We start from the raw sequence: 25,140 nt of genomic DNA on the forward strand, positions 1-25,140 counted from the left end.
ACCCCGTCGCATAGCATCAGGGCTCGTGTCCTCCCACCACGATCAATCCCCGGACCAGCCCAAGCAGCGCTATCGGATCGCCCGGCTGATCGCGGTGGTGGCGGGCGCCGCCGGCGTGCTGCTGTGCGGCGTCACCCCGCTGCTGCCGGTCAACAAGACCACCGCCGCCATCGTCTGGCCGCAGGGCCTCGACACGCAAGGCCACGTCACCGACGTCACCGCCCCGCTGGTCTCCGGCGCACCGAAGAGCCTGAACATCACCATCCCCTGCTCAGCGATGGCGGACCTGCCCGAAAAGGGCGGCCTGGTGCTCTCGACCGTCCCCGCCGGCGGCGTCGACGCCACCGCGCACGGCCTGTTCGTGCTGGCCAACAAGACCATCGTCGCCGCCGCCTACCGCGACCACGTGGCCGCCGCGGCCCCCCGCGCCAAGCTCGCCGACTGCAGCGAACTGCACCTGTGGGCCAACGCCGGCGAGGTCGGCGCGGACTTCGTCGGGATCCCCGGCGCGACCGGAACCCTGCCCCCGGAGAACAAGCCGCAGATCGGCGGCATCTTCACCGAACTCAAGATCGGCCCCCAACCGGGCCTCAACGCCCGCATCGACGTCGACACCCGCTTCATCACCAACCCCACCACCATCAAGACCGCGGTGATGGCGCTCGGCGTGCTGGCGGTGCTCGCATCGATCTTCGCCCTCGGCGTGCTGGACGGCCCCCGGCGTCGACGGACCAGATCCAAGGTTCACCCCGTGACCCGACTCGCCGACGTGGGCGTCATCGGCACGCTGGCGCTGTGGCACGTGATCGGCGCCATCTCCAGCGACGACGGCTACAACCTGACGATGGCCCGCAACGTCGCGCACGCGGGCTACGTCTCCAACTACTACCGGTTCTTCGGCGCCAGCGAGGCCCCCTTCGACTGGTACCCGGCACTGCTGGGCCAACTGAGCACCATCAGCACCGCCGGCGTGTGGATGCGGCTGCCCGCGACGCTGGCCGGGATGGCCTGCTGGCTGATCATCAGCCGTCGCATCCTGCCCCGGCTGGGCCGACTGTCGGGCAATCGGGTGGCGGTGTTCACCGCGGCGATGATGTTCACCGCGGCCTGGCTGCCGTTCAACAACGGCCTGCGCCCCGAACCGCTGATCGCGCTGGGCACCCTGGTGGTCTGGGTGCTGGTGGAGCGCACCATCGCCACCCGCCGGCTGGCACCGACCGCGTGGGCGATCGTGGTGGCCGTCTTCACCGTCACGCTGGCCCCGCACGGGCTGATCGCGCTGGCCCCGCTGCTCACCGGCTCGCGGGCCATCGAGGCGGTGATCCGCAGGCGCCGTTCCGCCGACGGTCTGTTCGCGCCGCTGGCCGTGCTGGCCGCGGCGGCATCGGTGCTGGCCGTGGTGGCGTTCCGGTCACAGACCCTGGCCGCGGTCGCCGAATCGGCCCGGATCAAATACGTCGTCGGCCCGACGATCGCCTGGTATCAGGAGTTCCTGCGGTACTACTTCCTGACCGTCGAGGAGAACGTCGACGCCTCGCTGACCCGACGGTTCGCCGTGCTGGTCCTGCTGTTCTGCATGTTCGCCATGCTGGTGGTGCTGCTGCGGCGCGGCCGGATCAGCGGGGTTGCGTCCGGCCCGGCCTGGCGGCTGATCGGCTCGACCGCGGTGGGCCTGCTGCTGCTGACCTTCACCCCGACCAAGTGGGCGGTGCAGTTCGGCGGATTCGCCGGGCTTGCCGGGGCACTGGCGGCGCTGACGGCGTTCACGTTCGCCCGGGTCGGGATGCACAGCCGACGCAACATGACCCTCTACGTCACCGCACTGCTGTTCCTGGTGGCCGTGGCGACCTCCGGCGTCAACGGCTGGTTCTACGTCGGCGGCTACGGGGTGCCGTGGTTCGACATCCCGCCGGTGATCGCCAGCCGCCCGGTGACGTCGATGTTCCTGGCGGCCTCGATCGCCACCGGTCTGCTGGCCGGCTGGCAGCACTTCCGGATGGACTACACCGGGCACACCGAGGTGACCGCCAACCGGCGCAACCGGATCCTGGCGTCGACGCCGCTGCTGGTGGTCGCCAGCCTGATGGTGCTGCTGATGGTCGGCTCGATGGCCAAGGCCGCCGCGGGGCGCTACCCGGCCTACACCACCGCCCGGGCCAACGCCGACGCGCTTTTATCCGGCCTGAGCAGCTGCGGCATGGCTGACGACGTGCTGACCGAACCCGACGTCAATGCCGGTCTGCTGCAACCGGTTCCGGGTCAGACCTACGGCGAGCTCGGCCCGCTCGGCGGTTCCGACCCGTACGGCTTCGACCCCAACGCCGTCGACGACGACCTGACCTCGCTGGCCGTCATCGCCAAACCCGGCGTGCCCAACGCCGACGCCTCCCCCAACAAGCCCAGCGCCAACCAGAGCGACGCCGCGGGCACCGCCGGCGGCAAGATCCCCGACGACGCCCCCGACGGCGTGAACGGCTCCCGGGTGGCGCTGCCGTTCGGCCTGGACCCGGCCGTCACCCCGGTGCTCGGGTCCTACAAGGAGCAGGTCGCCGCGCACGCCACCTCGGTCTGGTACCGGCTGCCCGAGCCCTCGAAGGAGCGGGCTCCCATTGTCGTGGTGACCGCCGCCGGCGCCATCTGGTCGCACGGCGAGGACGGCAAGCTCGACTACGGTCAGCCGCTGAAGCTGGAGTGGGGTGTGACGGCCCAAGACGGCACGGTCAAGGCCCACGGCGAGGTGGAGCCCATCGACATCGGGCCGCAGAACTCCTGGCGCAACCTGCGTTTCCCGCTGGCGTGGGCACCACCGGGCACCGACGTGGTGCGGATCGTCGCCAACGACCCGAACCTGTCCACCGAACAGTGGATCGCGTTCACCCCGCCGCGAGTTCCGGTGGTACAGACCATCACCGAGCTGATGGGCTCGCAGACCCCGGTGCTGATGGACATCGCCGTCGCCGCGAACTTCCCCTGCCAGCGGCCCTTCACCGAGCACCTGGGCGTCGCGGAACTCCCCGAGTACCGGATCATGCCCGACCACAAGCAGACCGCGGCGTCGTCGAACCTGTGGCAGTCCGCCGAGGACGGCGGGCCGTTCATGATCACCCAGGCGATGCTGTGGACCACGACCGTCCCCACCTACCTGCGGGGCGACTGGTATCGCGACTGGGGGGCGATAGAGGCCTATCACCGCCTGATCCCGGCCAAGACCGCGCCCGACGCGATCATCGAGCAGGGCACCGTCACCGCTACCGGCTGGAGCCGGCCCGGACCGATTCGAGCACTGCCATGAGCATTCGCACCACTCGCTGGGTGGCCGCCATCGCCGGCCTCGTCGGCTTCCTGCTGTCGGTGGCCACGCCGCTGCTGCCGGTGGTGCAGACCACCGCGACACTGGATTGGCCCCAGCACGGCGACTTGCACAGCGTCACAGCGCCGTTGATCTCGCAGACCCCGATCTCGCTGTCGGTGAAGGTGCCGTGCTCGCTGGTGAGCGAGCTGCCCGCCTCCGGCGGCACGCTGCTGGCCACCGCGCCGGCCAAAGGCAAGGACGCCGCCCTCAACGGGCTGTTCATCACCGTCACCGAGAAGCGGGTGGACGTCACCGACCGCAACGTGGTGCTGGCCACCGCACCGCGGGCCAAGGTGGAAGGCCCCGGCTGCTCCACCATCGAGGTCACCTCGTCGCACGAGGGCACCTACGCCACCATCGGCGGAATCACCCAGCGCTACGGCTGGGCCGACCCGAACCTGCGCCCGCAGATCGTCGGGGTGTTCACCGACCTCGCCGGGGCTGCGCCGCAAGGCCTTTCGTTCAACGCCGACATCGACACCCGGTTCTCCACCAAGCCGACGGCGCTGAAACGGGCCGCGATCTACCTGGCGATCATCGCCACCGTGATCGCGGTGCTGGCGCTGTGGCGCCTGGACCGCCTCGACGGCCACCGGATGCACCGGCTGATCCCGTCGCGCTGGCGGTTCTTCAGCTGGGCCGACGTCGCGGTGGTGCTGGGCTTCGTGGTCTGGTACGTGATCGGCGCGAACTCCTCCGACGACGGCTACATCCTCGGCATGGCCCGAGTCGCCGACCACGCCGGCTACATGAGCAACTACTTCCGCTGGTTCGGCAGCCCAGAGGACCCGTTCGGCTGGTACTACAACCTGCTGGCGCTGATGACGCACGTGTCCGACACCAGCATCTGGATCCGGCTGCCGGATCTGGTTGCGGGACTGGTGTGTTGGCTGCTGCTTTCGCGCGAGGTGCTGCCCCGGTTCGGCCCGGCGGTGGCGGCTTCGCGGCCCGCACTGTGGGCCGCGGGGATGGTGCTGCTGGCCGCGTGGATGCCGTTCAACAACGGCCTGCGGCCCGAGGGCATCATCGCGGTGGGCGCGTTGATCACCTGGGTGATGGTGGAACGGGCGATCATCTCCAGCCGGCTCACCCCGGCGGCGCTGGCGATCATCTGCGCGGCCTTCACCCTGGGCATCCAGCCCACCGGATTGATCGCAGTGGCCGCCCTGCTGGCCGGCGGCCGTCCGCTGCTGCGAATCCTGGTGCGCCGTCACCGTATTCACGGCACCTGGCCGCTGGTGGCGCCACTGCTGGCCGCCGGCGTGGTGATCCTGACCGTGGTGTTCGCCGACCAGACGGTGCGAGCAGTGTTGGAGGCCACCCGGATTCGTACCGCCATCGGCCCCAGCCAGGCCTGGTACACCGAGAACCTGCGCTACTACTACCTGATCCTGCCGACCGTCGACGGCTCGCTGTCGCGACGGTTCGGTTTCCTGATCTGCGCGCTGTGCCTATTCACCGCGATGTTCATCATGTTGCGGCGCAAGCGCATTGCCGGGGTGGCCAGCGGGCCGGTCTGGCGGTTGATGGGCGTGATCCTGGCGACCATGTTCTCGCTGATGTTCGCCCCCACCAAGTGGGTGCACCACTTCGGCCTGTTCGCCGCGGTGGCCGGCGCGATGGCCGCGCTCACCACGGTACTGGTCTCCCGCCAGGTGCTGCGATGGTCTCGGAACCGGATGGCGTTCGCGGCGGCAGTGCTGTTCATACTGGCGCTGTGCTTCGCCACCACCAACGGCTGGTGGTACGTCTCCAGCTACGGGGTGCCGTTCAACGCCGACATGCCGCGCATCGGCGGAATCACGGTCAGCACAATCCTGTTCGCGATGTTCGCTTTGACCGCGGGATGGGCGTTCTGGCTGCACTTCGCCGGGCGCGACGCCGGCGAGGGCCGGATGGCCAGGGCTTTGACCTTCGCCCCCGTCCCGCTGGCCGCCGGGTTCATGGTGTGCGTGTTCGTGGCCTCGATGGTGGCCGGGATCATCCGCGAATACCCGACCTACTCCAACGGCCTGGCCAATGCGCGTGGCCTGTTCGGGGGCTGCGGCCAGGCCGACTACGTGCTGGTCGAGCCCGACCCCAACGACGGCGCCCTGACGCCGCTGCCCGGTTCCTACGGGGACCTCGGGCCGCTCGGCGGGGCCGACCCGGTGGGCTTCACCGCCAGCGGCGTGCCGGAGAAGGTGGTGGCCGAGTCACTGCGGATGCCGATCACCCAGCCCGGCACCGACTACGACTGGGACGCCCCCAAGAAGTTGCGGGCAGCTGGTATCAACGGTTCTACCGTTCCCTTGCCCTACGGACTGGATCCGGCCCGGATTCCGTTGGCGGGCAGCTACTCGGCCGACGGGCAGCAGGAGTCCCGGCTGACCTCGGCCTGGTACGAACTGCCTGCCGCCGACGCCGGGCATCCGCTGCTGGCGGTGACCGCCGCCGGCACCATCGCCGGCAACAGCGTGCTCAAGGGCTACACCACCGGGCAGGACGTGCAGTTGGAGTACGGCGTGCCCGGCCCCGACGGTGCGCCGGTGGCCGCCGGACGGCTGGTGCCCTACGACGTGTTCGGCGAGTGGCCCCGGATGTGGCGCAACCTGCGTTACCCGCGGTCGGCGATACCCGCTGACGCTACGGCGGTACGCATTGTGGCCGTGGACAAGTCGCTGAACCCGCGGGACTGGATCGCGTTCACCCCGCCGCGGCTGCCCGAGGTGAAGACCATCCAGGAGTACATCGGCTCCGATACACCGGTGCTGCTGGACTGGGCGGTGGGCCTGGCCTTCCCGTGCCAGCACCCGATGCTGCACGCCAACGGTGTCACCGAGGTGCCGCAGTTCCGGATCACCCCGGACTACAACGCCAAGAAGCAGGACACCGACACCTGGCAGGACGGCGTCAACGGTGGCCTGCTGGGCATCTCCGACATGCTGCTGCGCGCACACGTGATGGCCACCTACCTGAACTACGACTGGGGCCGTGACTGGGGCTCGCTGCGTCAGTTCGAGGTGATCACCCCGGCGACGCCCGCTGAGCTGGAGTTGGGCAGCGCGACGCGTTCGGGCTGGTGGTCCCCTGGCCAGATCCGGATCAGCCCCTGACGCGCCTTGCTTCCCCCGCCGAGAGTGCACAAGCGTCTTCCTCCGCCGAGAGTGCACAAGCGTCCGGTATGTCCCCAGGTCGGGGCGGACGCTTGTGCACTCTCGGCGAGGGGAGGGGCCGGATTCGGGAGCGGAAGGACGGGGTTCAGGCTGCGCGGGCCAGCTGGAACCTGATCCGCCGCAGCAGCTCATAGGGCCGTTGCCGCACATCGTCGACAATCACCGTCAGCACCACCCAGCCCAGATCCTGCAGCGCGGCGCGCCGGCGCCGGTCGTGGACCAGGGCATCCACCCCGCTGTGCCAGGCCAGGCCGTCGTACTCCAGCGCCACCCGATACTCCGGCCAGGCGAAATCCAATCGCCAGGTCTGGTAGTTGCGGTCCACGATCTCGTACTGCAGCTGCGGGGCCGGCAATCCGCCGTCGATGATCACCAGGCGTGTCTCGCTCTCCATCGCCGATTCCGCTCGGGGGTCGGCCAGCGGCAGCAGGCCACGTATCGTGACGATCTCGCGCCGGCCCGCCTGTTGGTCCGCGGCCCGCCACAACTCTCGTTCAGTACAGGTGCCACTGCGCAATGCTGCGTCCAGCGTGGCCAGGGCTCGTGGCCGCCACAGGCTGCGAGCCGTTTCGATCGCCGTCCACGCCGGAGCCGTGGTGAGCCGCCCATCGACCTCCACCAGTGGGGCGCCTTCGCGACGATGCACCACCAGGCCGGGGACCGGACGCAGTTGGCGCCCTTCGGGATTGAGGACGTGCAACACGTTACGCCCCTCGGTATCGAAGCCGTGCGTCGCTGCCGCGGTGCCCAGGCACGTCGCTACCTTCCGCCCGGTCAGCAGATCTAGCCCGCGCAGCCGCAACCCGGTGTCGGGTTCGACAGCACCGTAGATGCCGTGCCAAACCTGGTACAGCTCGCAGTCTTCCACCGCGTATCGGAAGCGACGGCGGCTCAGGTACGTCAGCGCCTGGGCAGACGTGACGACGCCACCCTGGCTTCGCATCAGGTCATACAGATCGGTATTCATGGGCGCCTATCGTCGGCGCTGACGCCCCGCCGCCGTAGTCACCCCTGACTCACCCTGTGGACAACCCTCACCCCCATCCCCGCGACCGTGCAGAATTGGCCGCCCCCACCTGGGGGGATACCGAACGCTTGTGCACGCTCGGGGCAAATGGGGGGCTAGGCAGAGACCCTGACCCGGGGGCCGACCACCCCGGGCAGCTGCGGGACCCGCACCAGGCCGTCGTCGCCGCGCACCCACGGCCGCACATAGCGGTCCACCGCCCACGCCCCGCCCGGGAAGCCGGCGCGACCCGCGGTCAGCTCCCGAAGCTCCCGCGCCAGGTCGCTCTCGACCCCGGGGATGTCGGTGCCCCGCAGCGAGCAGCCGTTGGTCTCCGGTGCGAACCGCAGCGCCACCAGCCCAACGGCCGCGGCGACGATCAGGCAGGCCGCCGGGAACAGCCCCCAGCCGGTGTGCACGATCACGGTGTCGACGAACATCGGTGCGGTGCCGCCGAACAGAGCTATGCCGGCATTGTCGGCGATGGCGAAGCCCGCGTAGCGCACCTGGGTGGGGAACATCGCCGGGAAGATCGCCGGCACCGTCGCCAGCGGGGCTGCCAGCAGCACGCTGAGCACCCCGAACGCGACCAGCGCGCACACCAGGCCCCGCCCCATCAGCCAGTACATCGGGACCGCCAGAACGATCATGCCCAGCAACGACATTCGCCACATCGGCTTGCGGCCGACCCGGTCCGACCACGCCCCGGCCAGCGGAATGCAGGCCATCATCACCAGCTCGCCGACCAGCATGACGGTGGTGCGGCTGCGCTCCCCGAGACCGGCGGTGGCGTGCAGATAGGTCGGCTGATAGGTGGTCAGTGTGTAGTCGATGAACCCCAACGCCGACACCATCACGAACATGACCGTGATCGGGCGGGCGTAGTGGGTGAACAGGTCGACCAGGCGATCCCACGCTGAGCCGGTGATCGCCTCGACCGCTGCGCACTCCTCGAAGACCGGCGTCTCCTCCATCTGGCTGCGCAGCGCCAGGCCGACCAGGCCCAGCGGCAGGGCGATCAGGAACGGCACCCGCCAGCCCCACTCCGTCATCTGCTCGGACGTCAGCACCGACTCCAGGCCCAGCACCACCGCACTGCCGAACATGAAGCCGGCAAGCGCGCCGAACTCCAGGAAGCTGCCGTAGCGGCCACGTTTGTCATCGGGCGCATGTTCAGCGAGAAACGTTGCCGCACCGCCGTATTCTCCGCCGGTGGAGAAGCCCTGCACCACCCGCAGCGCGATCAGCAGGCCCGGCGCCCACCAACCCACACTGGCGAAGGTGGGCAGGACGCCGATCAGCGTGGTGGCCACCGCGATCAGCAAGATCGTGGCCGTCAGCACTGATTTGCGGCCGAACCGGTCGCCGATCGGCCCCCACACCATGCCGCCCAGCGGCCGCAACACGAACGAGACGGCGAAGCCGAGCATGGTGCCCAGGCTGCCGAAGTCTTCCGGGAAGAACGCCTTGGTCAGGTAGGTGGCAACCACGGCGTAGACACCGTAGTCATACCACTCGGTGGCATTGCCGACAGCCGAAGCCAGAATTGCCTTGCGCAGCATCGGGTTTCGTCTTGATGCGGGCGCCGCGGTACGCCGCTCCTCCAGCAGCAGGCTCATGCAGCCTCGTCACTGCGACGCACTGCTGCCTCCTGCATTGTCCCCGGGCCGTGAAATCACCTCTGAGACAGAATAATTGCTGAGATGCAGAAGTTACCGGTGTTGCCGAAGCGTTACCCAACACTTACCGGTGTGAGACCCCGCTAAATGGGCAGCAGGCCGTGCTTGCGCTGCACCTTGGGGGCGTTCTGCTTGTCGCGCAGCAGCCGCAGCGACTTACGCAGCAGCAGCCGGGTCTCGTGCGGCTGGATCACCGCGTCGATGTAGCCACGCTCGGCCGCGGTCCACGGAATCGCCATGTTCTCGTTGTAGCCGGCGATGAAGTCGGCCTTGATCTTCTGGACCTCCGGCGCGGTCGGGTCCGGGAAGCGCTTCACCAGCAACTGGGCGGCACCGTCGGCGCCGATCACCGCGATCCGGGCCGTCGGCCACGCGAAGTTCAGATCCGCCGACAGCTGCTTGGAGCCCATCACCGCATACCCACCGCCGTAGGCCTTACGGATGATCACGGTCACCTTCGGCACGTCGGCTTCGACGATCGCGTTGAAGAACCGGCCACCACGCTTGATGATCCCGTTCTTCTCCTCGGTCACACCGGGCATGGCGCCTGGGGTGTCGACGACGAAAACCAGTGGGAGGTTGAAGGAGTCGCAGAACCGGATGAAGCTGGCCGCCTTGTCGGAGGCTTCGGTGTCCACCGCACCCGACATGAACATCGGCTGGTTGGCGATCACCCCGATCGGATGCCCGTCGACCCGGGCGAACGCGGTGATCATCGCCTGGCCGCGCTGCTCGGAGATCTCGAAGATGTCGCCGTCGTCGAAGATCCGCAGCAGGATCTCGTGCATGTCGTAGGCGGTGTTGTCCGCGTCCGGCACGATCGAGTCCAGCTCCAGGTCGTGCGGGGTGATCTCCGGCTCCAGGCCCGGGTTGACCACCGGCGCGTCGTCAAAGTGGTTGGCGGGCAGGAACGACAGGTAGTCGCGCACGTACGCGAAGGCCTCGGCCTCGTCGGCGACCACCTTGTGGATGTTGCCGCGCTGCGCCTGCACGTCGGCGCCGCCGAGCTCGTCGAATGTCACGTCCTCACCGGTGACGTCCTTGATCACGTCGGGCCCGGTGATGAACATGTAGCCCTGGTCGCGCACCGCCACCAGAAGATCGGTCTGGATGGGCGAATACACCGCTCCCCCAGCACATTTGCCGAGGATGATGGAGACCTCGGGAACCAGGCCGCGCAGCATCTCGTGACGGCGGCCCAGTTCGGCGTACCAGGCCAGCGAGGTAACCGCGTCCTGGATGCGGGCGCCGGCAGAGTCGTTGATACCGATGATCGGGCAGCCGACCATGGCCACCCACTCCATCAGCTTGGCCACCTTGCGGCCGAACATCTCACCGACCGAGCCCTGGAACACCGTCTGGTCGTGGCTGAACACCCCGACCGGCCGGCCGTTGATCCGGCCGTGGCCGGTGACCACGCCGTCGCCATAGAGCGCATTCGGGTCGCCTGGGGTCTTGGCCAGCGCGCCGATCTCGAGGAAGGTACCCGGGTCCAGCAGCGCATGGATGCGCTCGCGGGCACTCGGGATGCCCTTCTTGGCCCGCTTGGCCACGGCCGCCTCACCGCCGGGTTCCTTGGCCAGTTCCAGCTTTTCACGCAGCTCTGCCAACAGTTCGGCGGTGGTCTTGTTACTCACTGCTCTCCCTGGATCCGGTTGATGGCCTCGCTCATGTGCGCACCCACCTTGGCAATGTACGGCTCATCGATGGCCTGGATGTGCTCGCCCCCGATGGGCACGATCTCCAGGTCCTCGACGTACTCGCCCCAGCCGCCGTCGGGCTTACGAGTGGCGTACGCAGGCTCGAAGACGATGGCGTCGTCGTGGTAGCGGTCGGCCATGTAGAGCGCGACGTGCCCGTCGTAGGGCTGGATCTCGATGGTGTCCAGGGCCCGGTTATCCAGGTACGACGTGCGCTGGTGCTCGATGATGCCGCCGGGGATCTGCACGCCGCTCTGCGAGACGACCTCCAGGACGAAGCGCACCTGGCCTTCGTCGTCGAGCTTCTCCAGCTCCTCGTAGGGGATCTCGGGCACCTCGACGTTGAAGGTGCGCTCGGCGAACCGGGCGTAGCGGTCCCAGCGGGCCCGCATGCCCGCCTTGCTCTGGTCGATCGGCTCGCCCGGCAGCACCAGATCGATCAGGCCCACGTAGCGCACGTCGGCGCCGGCCCGCTTCAGTCCGATCGCACACGCATACGCCAGCGCCCCGCCCAACGACCAGCCCGCCAGCATGAACGGACCGTCATGCAGCTCAAGCAGTTTGGGCACATACTCGGCGGCGCGCTCCTCGATGGAGCCCTCCACCCGCTCGATGCCGTAGATCGGGGTGTCGGCGGGAAGGCGCTTCATCAGCGGCTCGTAGACCACCGTCGAGCCACCGGCCGGGTGGAACACGAACAGCGGCGCCGCATTCGAGCCCTCTTTGCGGGCGCGCAGAGTACGGACGAAGCCGTCCACCACACCGTCTTCGAGCTGGTCGCGGACGACGGTCGCCAGGGCCTCGATGGTGCCGGCGGCCTTGACGTCGTCGACCGTGATGATGCCCTCGGCCCGCTCGGACAGCCGCTCGGCCATCTTCTCGGCGGCGGCGTCAGCCAACGCGGGCAGCTCGTTGAAGATGCCGCCGGGCGACTTACCGGTGACGATCGCCCAGGTGGCGAACGTGACCCGCTCGGCGGCGTCACGCGGCGGCACGTCGGCACCCAGCGCTTCGGTGACGGCCTCGGAGGTGAGCACCTTGGCGGCCGCCGCGGCAGCGGTCTTGGTGTTCATCGCGCTGGGGCCGGCCGGGTTGGTCGGCGGCGGCGGAATCGGGATGTCCGAGGCGGGCGGTGCCGCAACGGGTTCGGGCTCAACAGGAGCGGTCTCCGCCGACTTAGCCGCCGCGATCATGGCGGCCTGCTCCGCGGCGATCTCGTCCGCGGTCTGGGTCTTCTGGTGCTCGTGCAGCGCCTCGATCTCGTCGCGGTGCTCGACCGCGTAATGGATCATCTCCGCGACGTTGTAGAGGTTCGCGTCGCGCACCGCGGTCAGCTGGATCGGCGGCATGTCGAAGTCGTACTCGACCCGGTTCTTGATCCGCACCGCCATCAGCGAATCCAGGCCCAGCTCGATCAGCGGCACCTCCCACGGCAGGTCCTCGGGCTCGTAGCCCATCGCACTGCCGACGATCGTGCCCAACCGGTCCGCGATGGTCTCGCCGGACTCCGGTGACCACTTCGCGAAGCCCGCCGCCAGGCCGGCGCCCGCGGTCAGGTTGTCGTGCAGGATCTCGGCATCATCGACCTCGGGTTCGACATGTGCAACAACGGATTCCGTCGCGACTGCAGTACCCGCACCGACGGCGACCGGCAGGACTCCGGCGGCACCCCCGCGCGTCACCAGGGCGTCGTAGACCAGAGTGAAGGACTCACCGATGCGCGAGTGCACCTGCACCGCCGCGCCACCGGGATGCCGGGTCAGCGTGGTCACCAGCCGGGAACCCTCGGCCGGCACCGCCCGCTGCTCGGAGGCGGCGACGGTGGCGTCCGGAAGCACCACGGCCGCAGCCGCTTTCACCAGGGCAGCCAGGTCGACGTCCGAACCCCGGGCAGCGTACTCGAAGACGTGCCGGCCGTCCGGGGTCGCCACGTGCGAGCCGGGCATGACACCGGTGGCATCGCCGGAGAAGTGCGCGTCGAGCCAGTGCGGCTTGCGCCGGAACGGCGTCGGCGGAATGTTGGCGAACTCCGCCGGGCTGACCGGGCCGTCGACCTCACGCGGGAACAGGGTGCGGAAGTCGACGTCGTGGCCGAAGACATACAGCTGGGCGATCGCCATGGTCATGGCGTCGACGTCGTCGGTCTTGCGGGCCAGGGTGGCGATCAGCTGGGCGTCGTGCAGACCGGCACTGGCCGTCGTCAGTCCGACCTGCATGAGCGCCACCGGGTTCGGGGCCAACTCCAGGAAGGTGGTGTAGCCGTTGTCGACGGCGTTGCGGACCCCGTGGGTGAAGTAGACGCTGTGCCGCATCCCCTTCTTCCAATAGTCCACGTCGTGGATCGGCTCGCCGCCGGGCTTGATGTAGTTGCCCTCGTGCACGGTGGAGAAGATCGCGATCTGCGGCGTCTTCGGCTCGATGCCGGCCAGCTCGGCGGCGAACTCGCCCAGCAGCGGGTCCATCTGGGAGGTGTGCCCGGCGCCCTTGGTCTGCAGCTTGCGGGCGAAGCGGCCCTCGGCCTCGGCGCGGGCGACGATCGCGTCGATCTGCTCGGGCGGTCCGCCGATCACGGTCTGCGTGGGGGCGGCGTAGACGCACACCTCCAGTCCGGGGAAGTCGGCGAAGACCTCCTTGAGTTCGTCGGCGGAGTACTCCACGAGCGCCATGAAGCGGATGTACTCGCCGAACAGCATCGCCTCGCCCTCACCCATCAGGTGCGCACGGGACGCGATCACCCGGGTGGCATCAGCCAGCGACAGCCCGCCGGAGAAGTAGGCCGACGCGGGCTCGCCCAGCGACTGACCGATGACGGCGGTGGGGCGGGCCCCGTGCGCCTTGAGCACCTCACCCAAAGCGATCTGGATCGCGAAGATGACGACGTTGGAGGTCTCGATGCCGTACTCGTGCGAGTCGTCGAGGATCAGCTCCAGCACCGAGTAGCCGCGCTCGTCCTGGATCAGCGCGTCGACCTTCTCGATCCATTCGGCGAAGACCTTGTCGCGCAGGTAGAGGTTCTTGCCCATCTTGCGGTGCTGCGCACCGAAACCGGCCATCACCCAGATCGGTCCGTTGGTCACCGGGCCGTCGGCGGAGTAGACGTTCGGCTTCTGCTTGCCCTCGGCGACTGCGCGCAGGCCGGCGATCGCCTCGTCGTGATCGTGGGCCAGCACGACCGCGCGCGAGCGGCCGTGATTGCGCCGGGACAGCGCCCGGCCGATCGACGTCAACGGGGTGGCGCGGCCATCTTCGCTGTCGATCCAGTCGGCCAGCGCCGCGGCGGCGGTCTTCTTGCGCGATGTCAGGAAAGCCGAGATCGCCAGGGGGATAAGTGGTTTCACCACCTCTTCGGCGGCGAGCTCGGCACGCGCCTCTTCGCGCAGCCGCAGCGCCTCATCGGTCAGACCGGGCAGCTCGTACTCGGGCTCATCAACCGAACCCTCGGGCGCGATGAACTCGCCGTACTCGTCGAACCGCGGCGACTCGTGCTCGATCTCCTCGGAAATCTCTTCGACGGCAGCCACTTCGGGCTCCTTGACTTCCTTCTCCATCACGTCCCGCGGCAGCACCTCGCGCACCACCAGGTGCGCGTTCGCCCCGCCGAAGCCGAAGCCCGACACACCCGCCACCGCGTACCCGCCGTAACGGGGCCAGTCCGTGGCGGTGTCGGCGACCTGCAGGTGGGTGCCGGCGAAGTCGATGTAGGGGTTGGGGCCGGAGTAGTTGATCGACGGCGGGATCTTGTCGTGCTGCAGGGCCAGCACGACCTTGGTCAGGCTGGCCGCCCCGGCCGCCGACTCCAGGTGTCCCACATTGGATTTCACCGCACCCAACAAGGCGGGCTTGTCGGCGGCGCGGCCACGGCCCACCACCCGGCCCAGCGCCTCGGCCTCGATCGGGTCGCCCAGGATGGTGCCGGTGCCGTGCGCCTCGATGTAGTCGATGGTCCGCGGGTCGATGCCGGCGTTCTTGTAGGCCTTACGCAGCACCGCGGCCTGCGCATCCGGGTTGGGCGCCAGCAGGCCGTTGGAGCGGCCGTCGTGGTTGACCGCGGAACCGGCTATCACCGCCAGGATCTGATCGCCGTCGCGGCGGGCGTCGTCCACCCGCTTGAGGACCAGCACGCCGCCACCTTCGGCACGCGAGTAGCCGTCGGCGTCCGCGGAGAACGACTTGATCTTGCCGTCCGGTGACAGCACGCCGCCGACCTCGTCGAACCCGACCGTCACCAGCGGGGTGATCAGCGCGTTGACGCCACCCACCACCGCCACGTCGGCCTCGCCGCTGCGCAGCGCCTGCACACCGGAGTGCGCGGCCACCAGCGACGACGAGCACGCGGTGTCCACCGTCACCGACGGTCCGCGGAAGTCGTAGAAGTAGCTGACCCGGTTGGCGATGATCGAGCTGGAGTTGCCGGTGATGGCATACGGGTGGGTGACGCTCGGGTCCGACAGCGCCAGGTTCTGATAGTCGGCATTCGACGAGCCCATGAACACCGCGACCGCTTCACCGCGCAGCGACGACGCCGGAATCCTGGCGTGCTCCAACGCTTCCCAGGTCAGCTCCAACGCCATCCGCTGCTGCGGGTCGATGTTGTCGGCTTCCATCTTCGACAGCGCGAAGAACTCGGCGTCGAAGCCCTTGATGTCACTCAGATATCCGCCGCGGGTGCGCGCCTTGGCGACCCGCTCGGCGATCCGCGGCTCCTCCAGGAACTCGCTCCAGCGGCCCTCGGGCAGGTCGGTGATCGCGTCGAACCCGGCCAGCAGCTTGGCCCAGGTCTCGTCCGGGGTGTTCATGTCGCCCGGGAAGCGGGTGGCCAGGCCGACCACCGCGATGTCGACTGTGCTGTCGGCCTCGCGGGACCAGTCCTGGGCGTCGGCGTCGAACTCGACCACCGGCTCGCCCTCGACGATCACCGTGGCCAGCGCCTCGATGGTGGGATGGCGGAAGGCCACCGTCGCCGACAGCGTCACCCCGGCGAAGTCCTCGATGTCCGAGGCCATCGCGACCGCATCACGAGAGGACAGCCCCAGCTCGATCAGCGGGGCCGTCTCGTTGATCTTCTCCGGCGCCTGCGAGGTCGCATTCGCCACCCAGTTGCGCAGCCAGGCCCGCATGTCGGCGACGGTCAGGTCGGTGCGGCTGGTGCCGCGCAATGCTGCGTCATCGCCGTCGCTCATCTGCGGTGCCTCACTCATCTATGGAATCACTCCTGGTCGGGGTAGGCGTTCGGGCCGGTGGTGCCGCCGCGCAGGCTGCCGTCCAGATAGGCGGCCCGGCAGGCGCGCCGGCCGATCTTGCCGCTGGAGGTACGCGGCACGGCGCCCGCCGACACCAGCAGCACGTCGCGCACGGTCACGCCGTGGCGCACCGCGATCGCGGCCCGGATGTCGTCGGCGATCGGCTGGTAGTCCAGCTTGTGCGCGCCCACGGCCCGCTCGGCGACGATCACCAACTGCTCGGAAGAGTCGTCGGCGTCGTACTTCAGCCCGGTGTGCGGGTTGTCGAACACCTCGGCCGGCAGCTGGTTGGCCGGCACCGAGAACGCCGCGACGTACCCGGCACGCAGGGCCCGGCTGGCCTCCTGGGCGGAGTACTCCAGGTCCTGCGGGTAGTGGTTGCGGCCGTCGACGATCACCAGGTCCTTGACCCGGCCGGTGATGTAGAGGTCGCCCTGGAAGTAGGTGCCGTAGTCACCGGTGCGCACCCAGTAGCCGTCGTCCTTGGAGCCCTCGGCCCGGGACGGGCTGGTGCGGGACTTCAGCACGTTCTGGAAGGTGTCGACGGTCTCCTCGTCGCGGTTCCAGTAGCCGACGCCCATGTTGTTGCCCTGCAGCCAGATCTCGCCGATCTGGCCGTCGGGCAGTTCCGCGCCGGTCTCGTAGTCGACGATCACCGCCCACTGGTCCACGCCGACCTTGCCCGCCGAGGCCTGGCTGACCGCGTTCGGGGCGTCCGCGGAGACCTCGACGAACCGGTTGGCGTTGTTGAGCTCTTCGCGGTCGACGTAGACGATCTTGGGCGCCTCGTCCATCTCGATCATCGAGACGAACAGGGTGGCCTCGGCCAGGCCGTAGGACGGCTTGATGACGCGGTCCCGCAGGCCGTAGGGGCCGAACGCGTCCATGAACTTACGCACCGACGCCGCCGAGACCGGCTCGCTGCCGTTCATGATCGCCTTGACGTTGGACAGGTCCAGCGGCGGGTCGCCCTCCTTGGGCAGGCCACGCACTGCGGCGTGCTCGAAGGCGAAGTTCGGCGCCACCGTGAAGCACTCGCCGGTCTCGCCCTCCTTGCGGGCCATCTCCCGGATCCACCGGTAGGGCCGGCGCACGAAGGCCGCCGGGGTCATGAACGTCATCTGCTGGCCCATCACGCTCGACAGCGTGATCGTGACCAGACCCATGTCGTGGAAGAACGGTAGCCAGGTGACGGCACGGTCGCCTTCGCGGCCCTGCAGCCGGTCCAGCAGCTGCACCACGTTGGTGGGCAGGTTCAGCTGGGTGATCTTCACCCCGGTCGGGGTGCGGGTGGAGCCGGAGGTGTACTGCAGGTAGCTGACCGCGTCCATGTCGGCTTCCGGCAGCACCCAGGTGGCGCCGACCTCGGCGGGCACCGCGTCGACCGCGATCACCCGGGGCCGGGCGCTGGCCGGGCGGCTGCGCAGGAATTTGCGCACCCCCTCGGCGGAGTCGCTGGTGGTCAGCACCGCCGACGGGCTGCAGTCGTCCAGCACCGCGTGCAGCCGGCCGACGTGGCCGGGCTCACCCGGGTCGAACAGCGGCACCGCTATGCGGCCGGAGTACAGCGTGCCGAAGAACGAGACCAGGTAGTCCAGGTTCTGCCCGCACAGGATCGCCACCCGGTCGCCGGGCTGGGTGACCTGCTGCAGGCGGGCGCCGACGGCGCGGTTGCGGGCACCGAAGTCGGCCCAGGAGATGTCGCGGGCGACGCCGTCGCGCTCGGTGGAGAAGTCCAGGAACCGGTAGGCCACCCGCTCACCGCGCAGCGCCGACCAGCGCTCGACGGTGCGCACCAGGTTGGCGTTGTCCGGGAACCGGATCTTGCCGTCCTTGACGAAGGGATTACGGTATGCGGCCTGGGCTGCCGGGACCATGCAAAACTCCTGTCGCGAACAAACGTCTCATCAGCTGCCGGGCGCACCTGGCCACGCCGAAGATGGTAGCGGGATTCGGATACCCCGCGGCGAACCCCCACGCGCGTTGCTGCCCATCGGCCCGTCGGCCGTCAGCTCTTAAATTGTTCTTAATGTTAGAGGCCCAGGGGGCTCATGCCAAATCAAACGGTACCGCGTGTGACGGCCGTCTCCGGTCTCTTAAGCCTTCTAGCCGTGTGGCGGACGCGGTGCGTTGTCGACGAGGTCACGCGCCCAGTTGAGCGTCCACTGGGTGGCCGACAGCCCGTCCTGGTCCCAGACCTGGGTGGTGCCGTACAGCGCGTGCACCGGCTGGGCCGCGCCACCGGCCAGCGTCTCCAGGGTGGCGGGCAGTTTCCCGATGCTGAACGCCTCTTGCGGGGCGGCGCAGATCAGGTCGCCGCGCGCGCAGATCTCGTTGGTGCGCTTGTCGAGGTCGCCGAAACCGCCCTCTCGAGGGCCGGTCATGGTCAGCCCCATCCCGGACAGGATCGGCAGCTCATGCAGCGTCACCTCGGCGCCCTGCCCCGGCGGGCTGGGCGGCACGTCGACGCCCACCCCGTCCTGGCGGCGGCCGTCGGCGATCAGCGTCACGCCCAGCACCAGGTCCTCGTCGACCGGGCCGCGCCAGTTGCCGATATCGCTGGCCACGTCGCCGGCGATCACCGCGCCCTGGGAGAAGCCGATCAGCACGTAGCTGGTCAGCGGGCAGCGCTCGTTCATCTCGGTCATCGCCTTGACGGTGGCACGCTTGCCCTCGGCGCGACTGTCGTCGTAGTTCATCTGCTTGTCGGCCGAGAGCGGATTGTGGAACTGCGCGGTGTAGGCGACGGTGTAGGTCTGCACCCGGGCCGCGTCGAACTGTTCGGCGATTCCGCGGGTGACCGTGAGCAGCAGCGCGATCGGGAACTGGGTGGGGTTGAGCGGATCATCCGTCGGCGACGTCTCCCAGGTGCCCGGCACCGACACCAACTGCACGTCCGGGCAGGACGCGTCCTGCGAGGCCGGTCGCGGCTTCTTGGTGTGCGGCTGCGTCGAGCTGGTGGGCGGCACCCCGGTCGGCGGCTCGGCGACGGGCGGCCGATCGGGCTGGCGAATCCAGATCACCACCGCCACGATCACCAGGGCCACCACCAGCGCCATCGCCCCGGCGGCGATCCACGCCAGCAGGCGGCGGCGGTCACGCTTTGTTCTACGCGGCGTTTTGCGGGGAGACTTGCGCGGCGATTTCGGTGTCTTCTTGTTGGCCATAGCGCTTATCACGGTACAGATCAGCGACACATGGCATCGACTCTGCGCGTACCAGGGTGCCTACTCGCACTTTTGTCTGGTGAGCGCAGAGTCGATGGGGGTTTTACCTAATCGCGCCGACGATGTCGCCGGACATCGCTCCCAGCTGCGAGGCCCACGAGCCCCACCCGTTGTCACCGGGCGAGAAGTCGAAGTGTCCGTTGTGCCCGCGCACCTGGCGGTACTGCATGTTGAAGTAGCGGCCGCTGCCGGTCGCCTCGGACGGGTCGCCGATCATCGCGGCCGGGTTGGAGGCGCCGCCGGTCGGGTTGTAGACCCACACCCGGGTGTTGTTCTGCGCCAAAAGGGTGGCGTGCACCGTCGGGTCGTGCCACTTCCACCGGCCCAGCTGCGGCGCACCCCACATGCCGTAGGGGTCCACGCCGCCGAAGTTCTCCAGGCCGGCGCTGATCACACCGCTCTCGGTGGTGTTGGCCGGCCCGAGGAAGCCCGACATCGATCCGGCGAATCCGAACCGGTCCGGGTGGAAGGTGGCCAGCGCCATCGCGCCGTAACCGCCCTGGGCCGCACCGACCACCGCGTGGCCGCCGGGAGCCAGGCCCCGGTTGGCAGCCAGCCAGTCCGGCAGCTCGGCAGAAAGGAAGGTGTCCCACTGCTTGCTGCCGTCACGCTCCCAGTTGGTGTACATGCTGTAGGCCCCACCGGCGGGAGCCACCACCGAGACGCCCTTGCCGGCCAGCGTGCTCATCGCGTTTCCCGCGGTCACCCAGTTGCTCAGGTCGGGGTGGGCGTCGAACGCGTCGAGCAGGTAGACGGCATGCGGACCCTGGTTGAGGAACGCGACCGGGATGTCGCGGCCCATCGATGCCGACGGCACCATCAGGTTCTCGAACTGCGCGGCCTGCGCGCCGGTGGCGACCATCGCGCCGCCGCCCCACAGTCCCAGTGTCAGCACGGCCACGCCCAGCGTCCGCATCAACTTCGACAGTCCGATCATGCCCACCTCGTTCGTCGGAAGAGATTTCCGGGGACCTGCTTCTTGGAGACTTGCCGCCGTCCGCGCGCCCCGATTCACCCCCGGTAGTCAACCACACGCCGGTGGCGGGCCGGGACGGAAACGACCGACGGCGGCGACCCGGAGGTCACCGCCGTCGGCGTTGCGTTTGCGCTTGTGGCTACTCGCCCGAGTCCGAGCTGCTGGCGCCGCCACCCGGGGTCGCACCCAGGTGAGCCTGCAGGTCCGGCTTCATGGCCTGCAACTGCTGACCCCAGTACTCCCAGGAGTGAGTTCCGTACTCCGGGAAGTTGAAGACCGCGTTGCTGCCGCCGGCAGCGGTGTAGAGCTCCTGGAACTTCTTGTTCGCACCGATCATGAAGTTCTGCTCCAGGAACACGGCCGGGATGTTGTCGCCGCCGAGCTCGTTGGCCTTGCCGTTGCCGCAGAAGACCCACAGCCGGGTGTTGTTGGCCACCAGCTTGTCCACGTTGACCGTCGGGTCGTTGCGCAGCCACGCCGGGTCGCTGTCTTCGCCCCACATGTCGTTCTTCTTGTAGCCGCCGGCGTCGCCCATCGACAGGCCGATCCAGCCCTTGCCGGTGGACGGGTTCAGGTAACCCGACAGCGAGCCCGCGTAGGTGAACATGTTCGGGTGGTAGATCGCCAGCGTCATCGCCGACGAGCCGGCCATCGACAGGCCGACCGCGGCGTTGCTGCTCTGGCTCACGCCGTACTCCGAGGCCAGGTAGGCCGGCAGCTCACTGGTCAGGAAGGTCTCCCACTTGTAGGTGGAGCAGCCCGCCTTGCCGCAAGCCGGCTTGTACCAGTCGCTGTAGAAGCTGGACTGGCCACCGACCGGCATGATCACCGAGATGCCCGAGTTCAGGTACCACTCGAACGCCGGGGTGTTGATGTCCCAGCCGTTGAAGTCGTCCTGGGCGCGCATGCCGTCGAGCAGGTACAGACCGGGCGAACCCTGGCCACCGCTCTGGAACTGCACCTTGATGTCGCGACCCATACCCGCGGACGGCACCTGCAGGTACTCGACCGGCAGACCCGGCCGCGAGAAGGCCTCCGCCTCGGGCGTACCACCCACGAAACCGACCAGGCCCGCGAGTACGGTCGCGCCGGCGGCAGCAACCAACAACCTGTCAAGCAACTTCATCCTTGGCATCCTCATTCGTATCGTCGCCGTATCCGGCCTCAATAGTCTTGAAATAACGTGGCCCGATTCGGGCTCGATCTGCCCGCGCGAACGCGACAGTGCGGAAGTAGTCAACCACAGATGCTCGCCACCAAACCCGTTCAGGCTCGGCCAGCCGGCCGCGGAGACGGCCTGACAAGGCATTTTGCGCGGACATGACGTCGGTCACATTTTCGCCCCGCGCGGACTCCGCGTCAGGGAAGCTCGGGCGGCATCCCGGTGTAGGGGGGGCGAGTCGGCTCGGGCACGGCCAGCCCGCAGCGCAGCAGTTCATCGCGCGGCACCCGCTCGATCCGGTAGCGGGTGTAGCTCGCCGAGTGCAGCACGTTGGACAGGAACCGGCGCGGGCCCATCGGGGCACGCACCGAACCCAACACCGCCGCGGTGTCGGGGCAGCGCAGCGCCGCCTCGGCCTGGGCGATCCAGTCCTGGTCCAGATAGCCGGGAATGATCGGGTACCACTTGACCCACGGGCCGTCGGCCACCACGAAGTCGCGGAACAGGTCCTTGTCGTGGCCGATCCGACCATGCTCCAGTCGTCCGGTGTGCGCCGCGATGGGGTTGGCCAACCCGATCTGGTCCAGCAGCCGGACGTCCAGGCCGGTGTTCATGCCCAGCATGCCCAGGTTGGTGAAGAACACGGTGTGCGGTCCGCTGTCGCCCCGCGCCGGGTCTTCTGCGACGCCGACGCCCGGGGGCGGCGGCAGGATGACCGGGACGACGTCCCACTGGTCGTAGTTGCCCGACGGCAGCAGCAGCGCGCCGTCCGGGGTGGCCGCGATGGTGGTCAGCACCGCACGCATCCGCGGATAGCCCAGATAGTCCGCCGCGGTCATCGGGTGCGCGTTGCCGACCGCCTGCGAATAGAACCGACGCTCGTCGACGATCCCGGAGTAGGTGACCCGGGTGCCGTCATACCCCATGCCGGGCGAGTTGGCCGCCCACAGCGCCCAGCCGGCCACCGCCACCCAGACGACGGCGGCCGCGCCGCTGAGCAGCACGCCCGCCTCGCGTCGGTAGCGCACACCGTCGGGCAACAGCACCGGGATGACGGCCACCGGCGCCAGCATGCAGAACAGCGGCGCCAGCAGCACCCGGCCGTGCATGAAGTCACCGCCCTGGCGCACCCAGTAGGCCCCCTGCAGGAAACCGCTGAACACGAAGAAGAAGGCCACCGCCGCCGGGCTGCGCACCAGCCGGGCCCAGCCGCCTACGCCCCGGGGCACCGGATTGCGGGTCCGGTGACGCACCGCGGCGCCCACCCACAGCACCCCGCCCAATGCCACCAGCAGCACCGCCGGCACCCACAGGGCGTAGGGGGAGTTGAAGTTGCGCAGGTAGATCATGCCCTGCGACCACTTGTCGCCGGCGGCGTCCTTGGCCAGCGCGGTACCCGGAACCAGCAGTGCGTAGTAGCCCATCCGGAAGATCTGGTAGGCCACCGGCAGCGCGCCGCCGGCCACCAGGATCAGGGTGCGGGCCCGCCAGTTCTTCGGCGCCGCGATCAGCTGCATCACCAGCGCGCCGCCGCCGATCAGCGCCAGCTCGGGCCGGACCAGCACGCTGGCGCCGGCCACGAACGCCAGACACCCGGCGAACCAGGGCCCGCGAGCCCGCGACCTGGGCATCCGCAGTGCCTGCGCCCAGCAGACCAGCATCCACCACAGCAGGCCCAGATAGGCCAGCACCAGACCGGCCTCCAGGCCGGAGGTGGCGAAGTCCCGTGCCGGCGGCAGCGCGATGTAGACCAGCGCGCCGGCCGGCAGCAGCAGTGCGCGGCGGCCCTGCAGTCCGGGCGCGTACAGCCGCGTCGTGCCCAACATCAGCAGCGCCACCCCGGCCAGGCTGAACACCAGCGCGAACACCAGGGCTACATATTCCAGGCGCATCGGGCCGGCCAGCCAGCTGCCGACGTACATCAGGTACGTCCAGGCGGTGGAGGTGTTGGCCTCCACCCGTTCGCCGGCGTTGAACACCGGCCCGTTGCCGGCCAGCATGTTGCGCACGGTGCGCAGCACGATCAGCCCGTCGTCGGAGATCCAGCGTCGTCGCCACGCGCCGATGCCGAACATCAGCAGCACCACCGCCACGCCGGCCCACGAGCTCAGCCGCACCGACGGGCTGTAGGAGACCGCGGGCCAGCCCAGCGGCCGTACCCGACGGTCCGGTGCTCTGCCTGCCGCGGCCCCGCGGGCCGCGCTAGCCGAAGGCGACGGCCGCACCGATGGTTCCGATCCAGGCCAGCGCGGACAGTTGCAGCACCTTGTCGTGGCGAAGGATGTCTTCGGCTTCGCCGGCGTTACCGCCGTCGACGTCGACCGCGAACCGCAGGATCCCGACGAGAATCGGGATGATCGAGACCGCGTACCAGGAGCCGGAGCCGTTGTCGCGCTCGAACGCGTACAGCGAGTAACAGACCACCGCGGCGGTGGCCGCCAGCGTCCAGACGAAGCGCAGGTAGGTGCTGGTGTAGTTCTCCAGCGATCTGCGGATCTTGGCTCCGGTGCGTTCGGCCAGCTGCTTCTCGGCGTAGCGCTTGCCGGCCACCATGAACAGCGACCCGAACGCCATCACCAGCAGGAACCACTGTGACAGATAGATGTCGGCGGCCACACCGCCGGCGATCGCGCGCAGCAGGTACGCCGAGGAGACGACGCAGATGTCCAGCACCGCTTGGTGTTTGAGGCCGAAGCAGTATGCCAGCTGCATGACGAGGTAGACCCCGATCACCAGCGCCAGGTTCGGGGACTGCCACCAGGAGATGCCCAGCGCCACCGCCGCCAGGACCGCGGCCAGGACGTAGGCCAGCGTCGCCGGCACCACCCCGGCGGCGATCGGCCGGTACCGCTTGGTGGGATGCGCCCGGTCGGCTTCGACGTCGCGGGCGTCGTTGACCAGGTAGATCGACGACGCCGCCAGGCTGAACACCACGAACGCGACCAGCACCTTCTTGCCGACGTCGGCGTAGTCGAAGTGCACGTCACCGCCGAGTGCGGCCAGCGGTGCGGCCAGCACCAAGACGTTCTTCACCCACTGGCGGGGCCGCATCGCCTTGACGATCCCGGCGGCCAGGTTCGCCGGCGGGCCGGGCTGCTTCTCAGTCATCTGATGCTCCCGTTTTTTCCAGTCCGGCCACGCGGCTGGTCAGGGCTGCGACGCTCGCGCCGACCGCGACGCCGGCGGCCACGTCGCTGGGGTAATGCACCCCGAGCACCAAGCGTGACAACGCCATCGGCGGCACCAGCAGTGCCGGCAGCAGTCCCCCGGGCAGCCCGAGTGCGCGCCCCAGCAGGATCGCCGCGGCCGTGGTGGAGGTGGCATGCGCCGACGGGAAGCTCAGCCGGCTCGGGGTGGCAACGTTGACCGCGATCGCCGGGTGATGCGGCCGCTGGCGTTTGGCGACGCGCTTGATGACGACCGCGGCGGCGTGCGCGGCGAACGCCCCCGCACCGGCGGCCAGCCAGGCCCGGCGCCGGCGCGGTTGGGCCAGTGCCCCGGCCGCCGAGAGCGCCAGCCAGCCCAGGCTGTGCTCGCCGAAGTGCGACATGGTGCGCGCGGTGGTCAGCACTCCGGTGCGGCCGGTCAGCGCCGACTGCACCCCGACCAGCACGGCGTCCTCGCCGTGCGGCGGGCCCACCAC

13 protein-coding genes are annotated in these 25,140 nt (G+C 69.1%); 2 read left to right on the plus strand and 11 right to left on the minus strand.

The genetic code is table 11. The features are described from left to right. Nucleotides 1–25: 25 nt before the first annotated feature. Complete coding sequence (locus K6T84_RS17770) at nucleotides 26–3,292, plus strand: arabinosyltransferase domain-containing protein (RefSeq protein WP_225400927.1); 3,267 nt, start codon at nucleotides 26–28, stop codon at nucleotides 3,290–3,292. Then, nucleotides 3,289–6,447, plus strand: a complete 3,159-nt coding sequence (locus K6T84_RS17775) for an arabinosyltransferase domain-containing protein (protein ID WP_225400928.1) — start codon at nucleotides 3,289–3,291, stop codon at nucleotides 6,445–6,447. Before K6T84_RS17770 ends, K6T84_RS17775 begins: the two co-directional genes overlap by 4 nt. A gap of 145 nt (nucleotides 6,448–6,592) precedes the next feature. Here K6T84_RS17775 and K6T84_RS17780 read toward each other — a convergent pair whose 3' ends face one another. From K6T84_RS17780 to K6T84_RS17830, 11 genes are all read right to left on the minus strand, one after another. Continuing rightward, nucleotides 6,593–7,474 carry a type IV toxin-antitoxin system AbiEi family antitoxin gene (locus K6T84_RS17780; RefSeq protein WP_224863522.1) on the minus strand — a complete coding sequence of 294 codons (882 nt, stop codon included), beginning with the start codon at nucleotides 7,472–7,474 and terminating at the stop codon, nucleotides 6,593–6,595. Nucleotides 7,475–7,629: 155 nt separating this feature from the next. Then, complete coding sequence (locus K6T84_RS17785) at nucleotides 7,630–9,132, minus strand: MFS transporter (RefSeq protein ID WP_225400929.1); 1,503 nt, start codon at nucleotides 9,130–9,132, stop codon at nucleotides 7,630–7,632. 143 nt (nucleotides 9,133–9,275) lie between these two features. Beyond that, nucleotides 9,276–10,829, minus strand: coding sequence for an acyl-CoA carboxylase subunit beta (locus K6T84_RS17790; RefSeq protein WP_225400930.1), 1,554 nt, complete (start codon nucleotides 10,827–10,829; stop codon nucleotides 9,276–9,278). Continuing rightward, complete coding sequence (gene pks13, locus K6T84_RS17795; protein ID WP_225400931.1) at nucleotides 10,826–16,090, minus strand: polyketide synthase Pks13; 5,265 nt, start codon at nucleotides 16,088–16,090, stop codon at nucleotides 10,826–10,828. The genes K6T84_RS17790 and pks13 overlap by 4 nt, the downstream gene beginning before the upstream one ends. Before the next feature lie 8 nt (nucleotides 16,091–16,098). After that, nucleotides 16,099–18,009, minus strand: coding sequence for a long-chain-fatty-acid--AMP ligase FadD32 (fadD32, locus tag K6T84_RS17800; RefSeq protein WP_225400932.1), 1,911 nt, complete (start codon nucleotides 18,007–18,009; stop codon nucleotides 16,099–16,101). Nucleotides 18,010–18,237: 228 nt separating this feature from the next. Next, nucleotides 18,238–19,299 carry a carboxylesterase Culp6 gene (culp6, locus tag K6T84_RS17805; protein WP_456341108.1) on the minus strand — a complete coding sequence of 354 codons (1,062 nt, stop codon included), beginning with the start codon at nucleotides 19,297–19,299 and terminating at the stop codon, nucleotides 18,238–18,240. A 103-nt stretch (nucleotides 19,300–19,402) separates the two neighbouring features. Then, complete coding sequence (locus K6T84_RS17810; protein WP_224863536.1) at nucleotides 19,403–20,296, minus strand: esterase family protein; 894 nt, start codon at nucleotides 20,294–20,296, stop codon at nucleotides 19,403–19,405. A gap of 178 nt (nucleotides 20,297–20,474) precedes the next feature. Next, a complete protein-coding gene (locus tag K6T84_RS17815; protein WP_408066136.1) occupies nucleotides 20,475–21,470 on the minus strand; it encodes an esterase family protein in 996 nt (331 codons plus the stop codon). 224 nt (nucleotides 21,471–21,694) lie between these two features. Then, nucleotides 21,695–23,722 (minus strand): terminal beta-(1->2)-arabinofuranosyltransferase, encoded by a 2,028-nt coding sequence (gene aftB / locus K6T84_RS17820; protein WP_408066137.1) that lies wholly within the window; start codon nucleotides 23,720–23,722, stop codon nucleotides 21,695–21,697. Further along, complete coding sequence (locus K6T84_RS17825) at nucleotides 23,700–24,605, minus strand: decaprenyl-phosphate phosphoribosyltransferase (protein WP_224863539.1); 906 nt, start codon at nucleotides 24,603–24,605, stop codon at nucleotides 23,700–23,702. Before K6T84_RS17825 ends, aftB begins: the two co-directional genes overlap by 23 nt. Further along, entirely contained in the window at nucleotides 24,598–25,140 is a 543-nt protein-coding gene (locus K6T84_RS17830; RefSeq protein ID WP_225402082.1) for a phosphatase PAP2 family protein, read from the minus strand. The genes K6T84_RS17825 and K6T84_RS17830 overlap by 8 nt, the downstream gene beginning before the upstream one ends.

The sequence above is a fragment of the Mycobacterium zoologicum genome, from assembly GCF_020181635.2.
Lineage (GTDB): Bacteria > Actinomycetota > Actinomycetes > Mycobacteriales > Mycobacteriaceae > Mycobacterium > Mycobacterium zoologicum.

Coding starts and splice junctions, on each gene's coding strand:
- pks13 (WP_225400931.1), bottom strand. CDS start 16,090: ATGAGTGAGGCACCGCAGATGAGCGACGGCGATGACGCAGCATTGCGC.
- K6T84_RS17815 (WP_408066136.1), bottom strand. CDS start 21,470: ATGCCAAGGATGAAGTTGCTTGACAGGTTGTTGGTTGCTGCCGCCGGC.
- culp6 (WP_456341108.1), bottom strand. CDS start 19,299: ATGGCCAACAAGAAGACACCGAAATCGCCGCGCAAGTCTCCCCGCAAA.
- K6T84_RS17825 (WP_224863539.1), bottom strand. CDS start 24,605: ATGACTGAGAAGCAGCCCGGCCCGCCGGCGAACCTGGCCGCCGGGATC.
- K6T84_RS17785 (WP_225400929.1), bottom strand. CDS start 9,132: ATGAGCCTGCTGCTGGAGGAGCGGCGTACCGCGGCGCCCGCATCAAGA.
- K6T84_RS17780 (WP_224863522.1), bottom strand. CDS start 7,474: ATGAATACCGATCTGTATGACCTGATGCGAAGCCAGGGTGGCGTCGTC.
- fadD32 (WP_225400932.1), bottom strand. CDS start 18,009: ATGGTCCCGGCAGCCCAGGCCGCATACCGTAATCCCTTCGTCAAGGAC.
- K6T84_RS17810 (WP_224863536.1), bottom strand. CDS start 20,296: ATGATCGGACTGTCGAAGTTGATGCGGACGCTGGGCGTGGCCGTGCTG.
- K6T84_RS17775 (WP_225400928.1), top strand. CDS start 3,289: ATGAGCATTCGCACCACTCGCTGGGTGGCCGCCATCGCCGGCCTCGTC.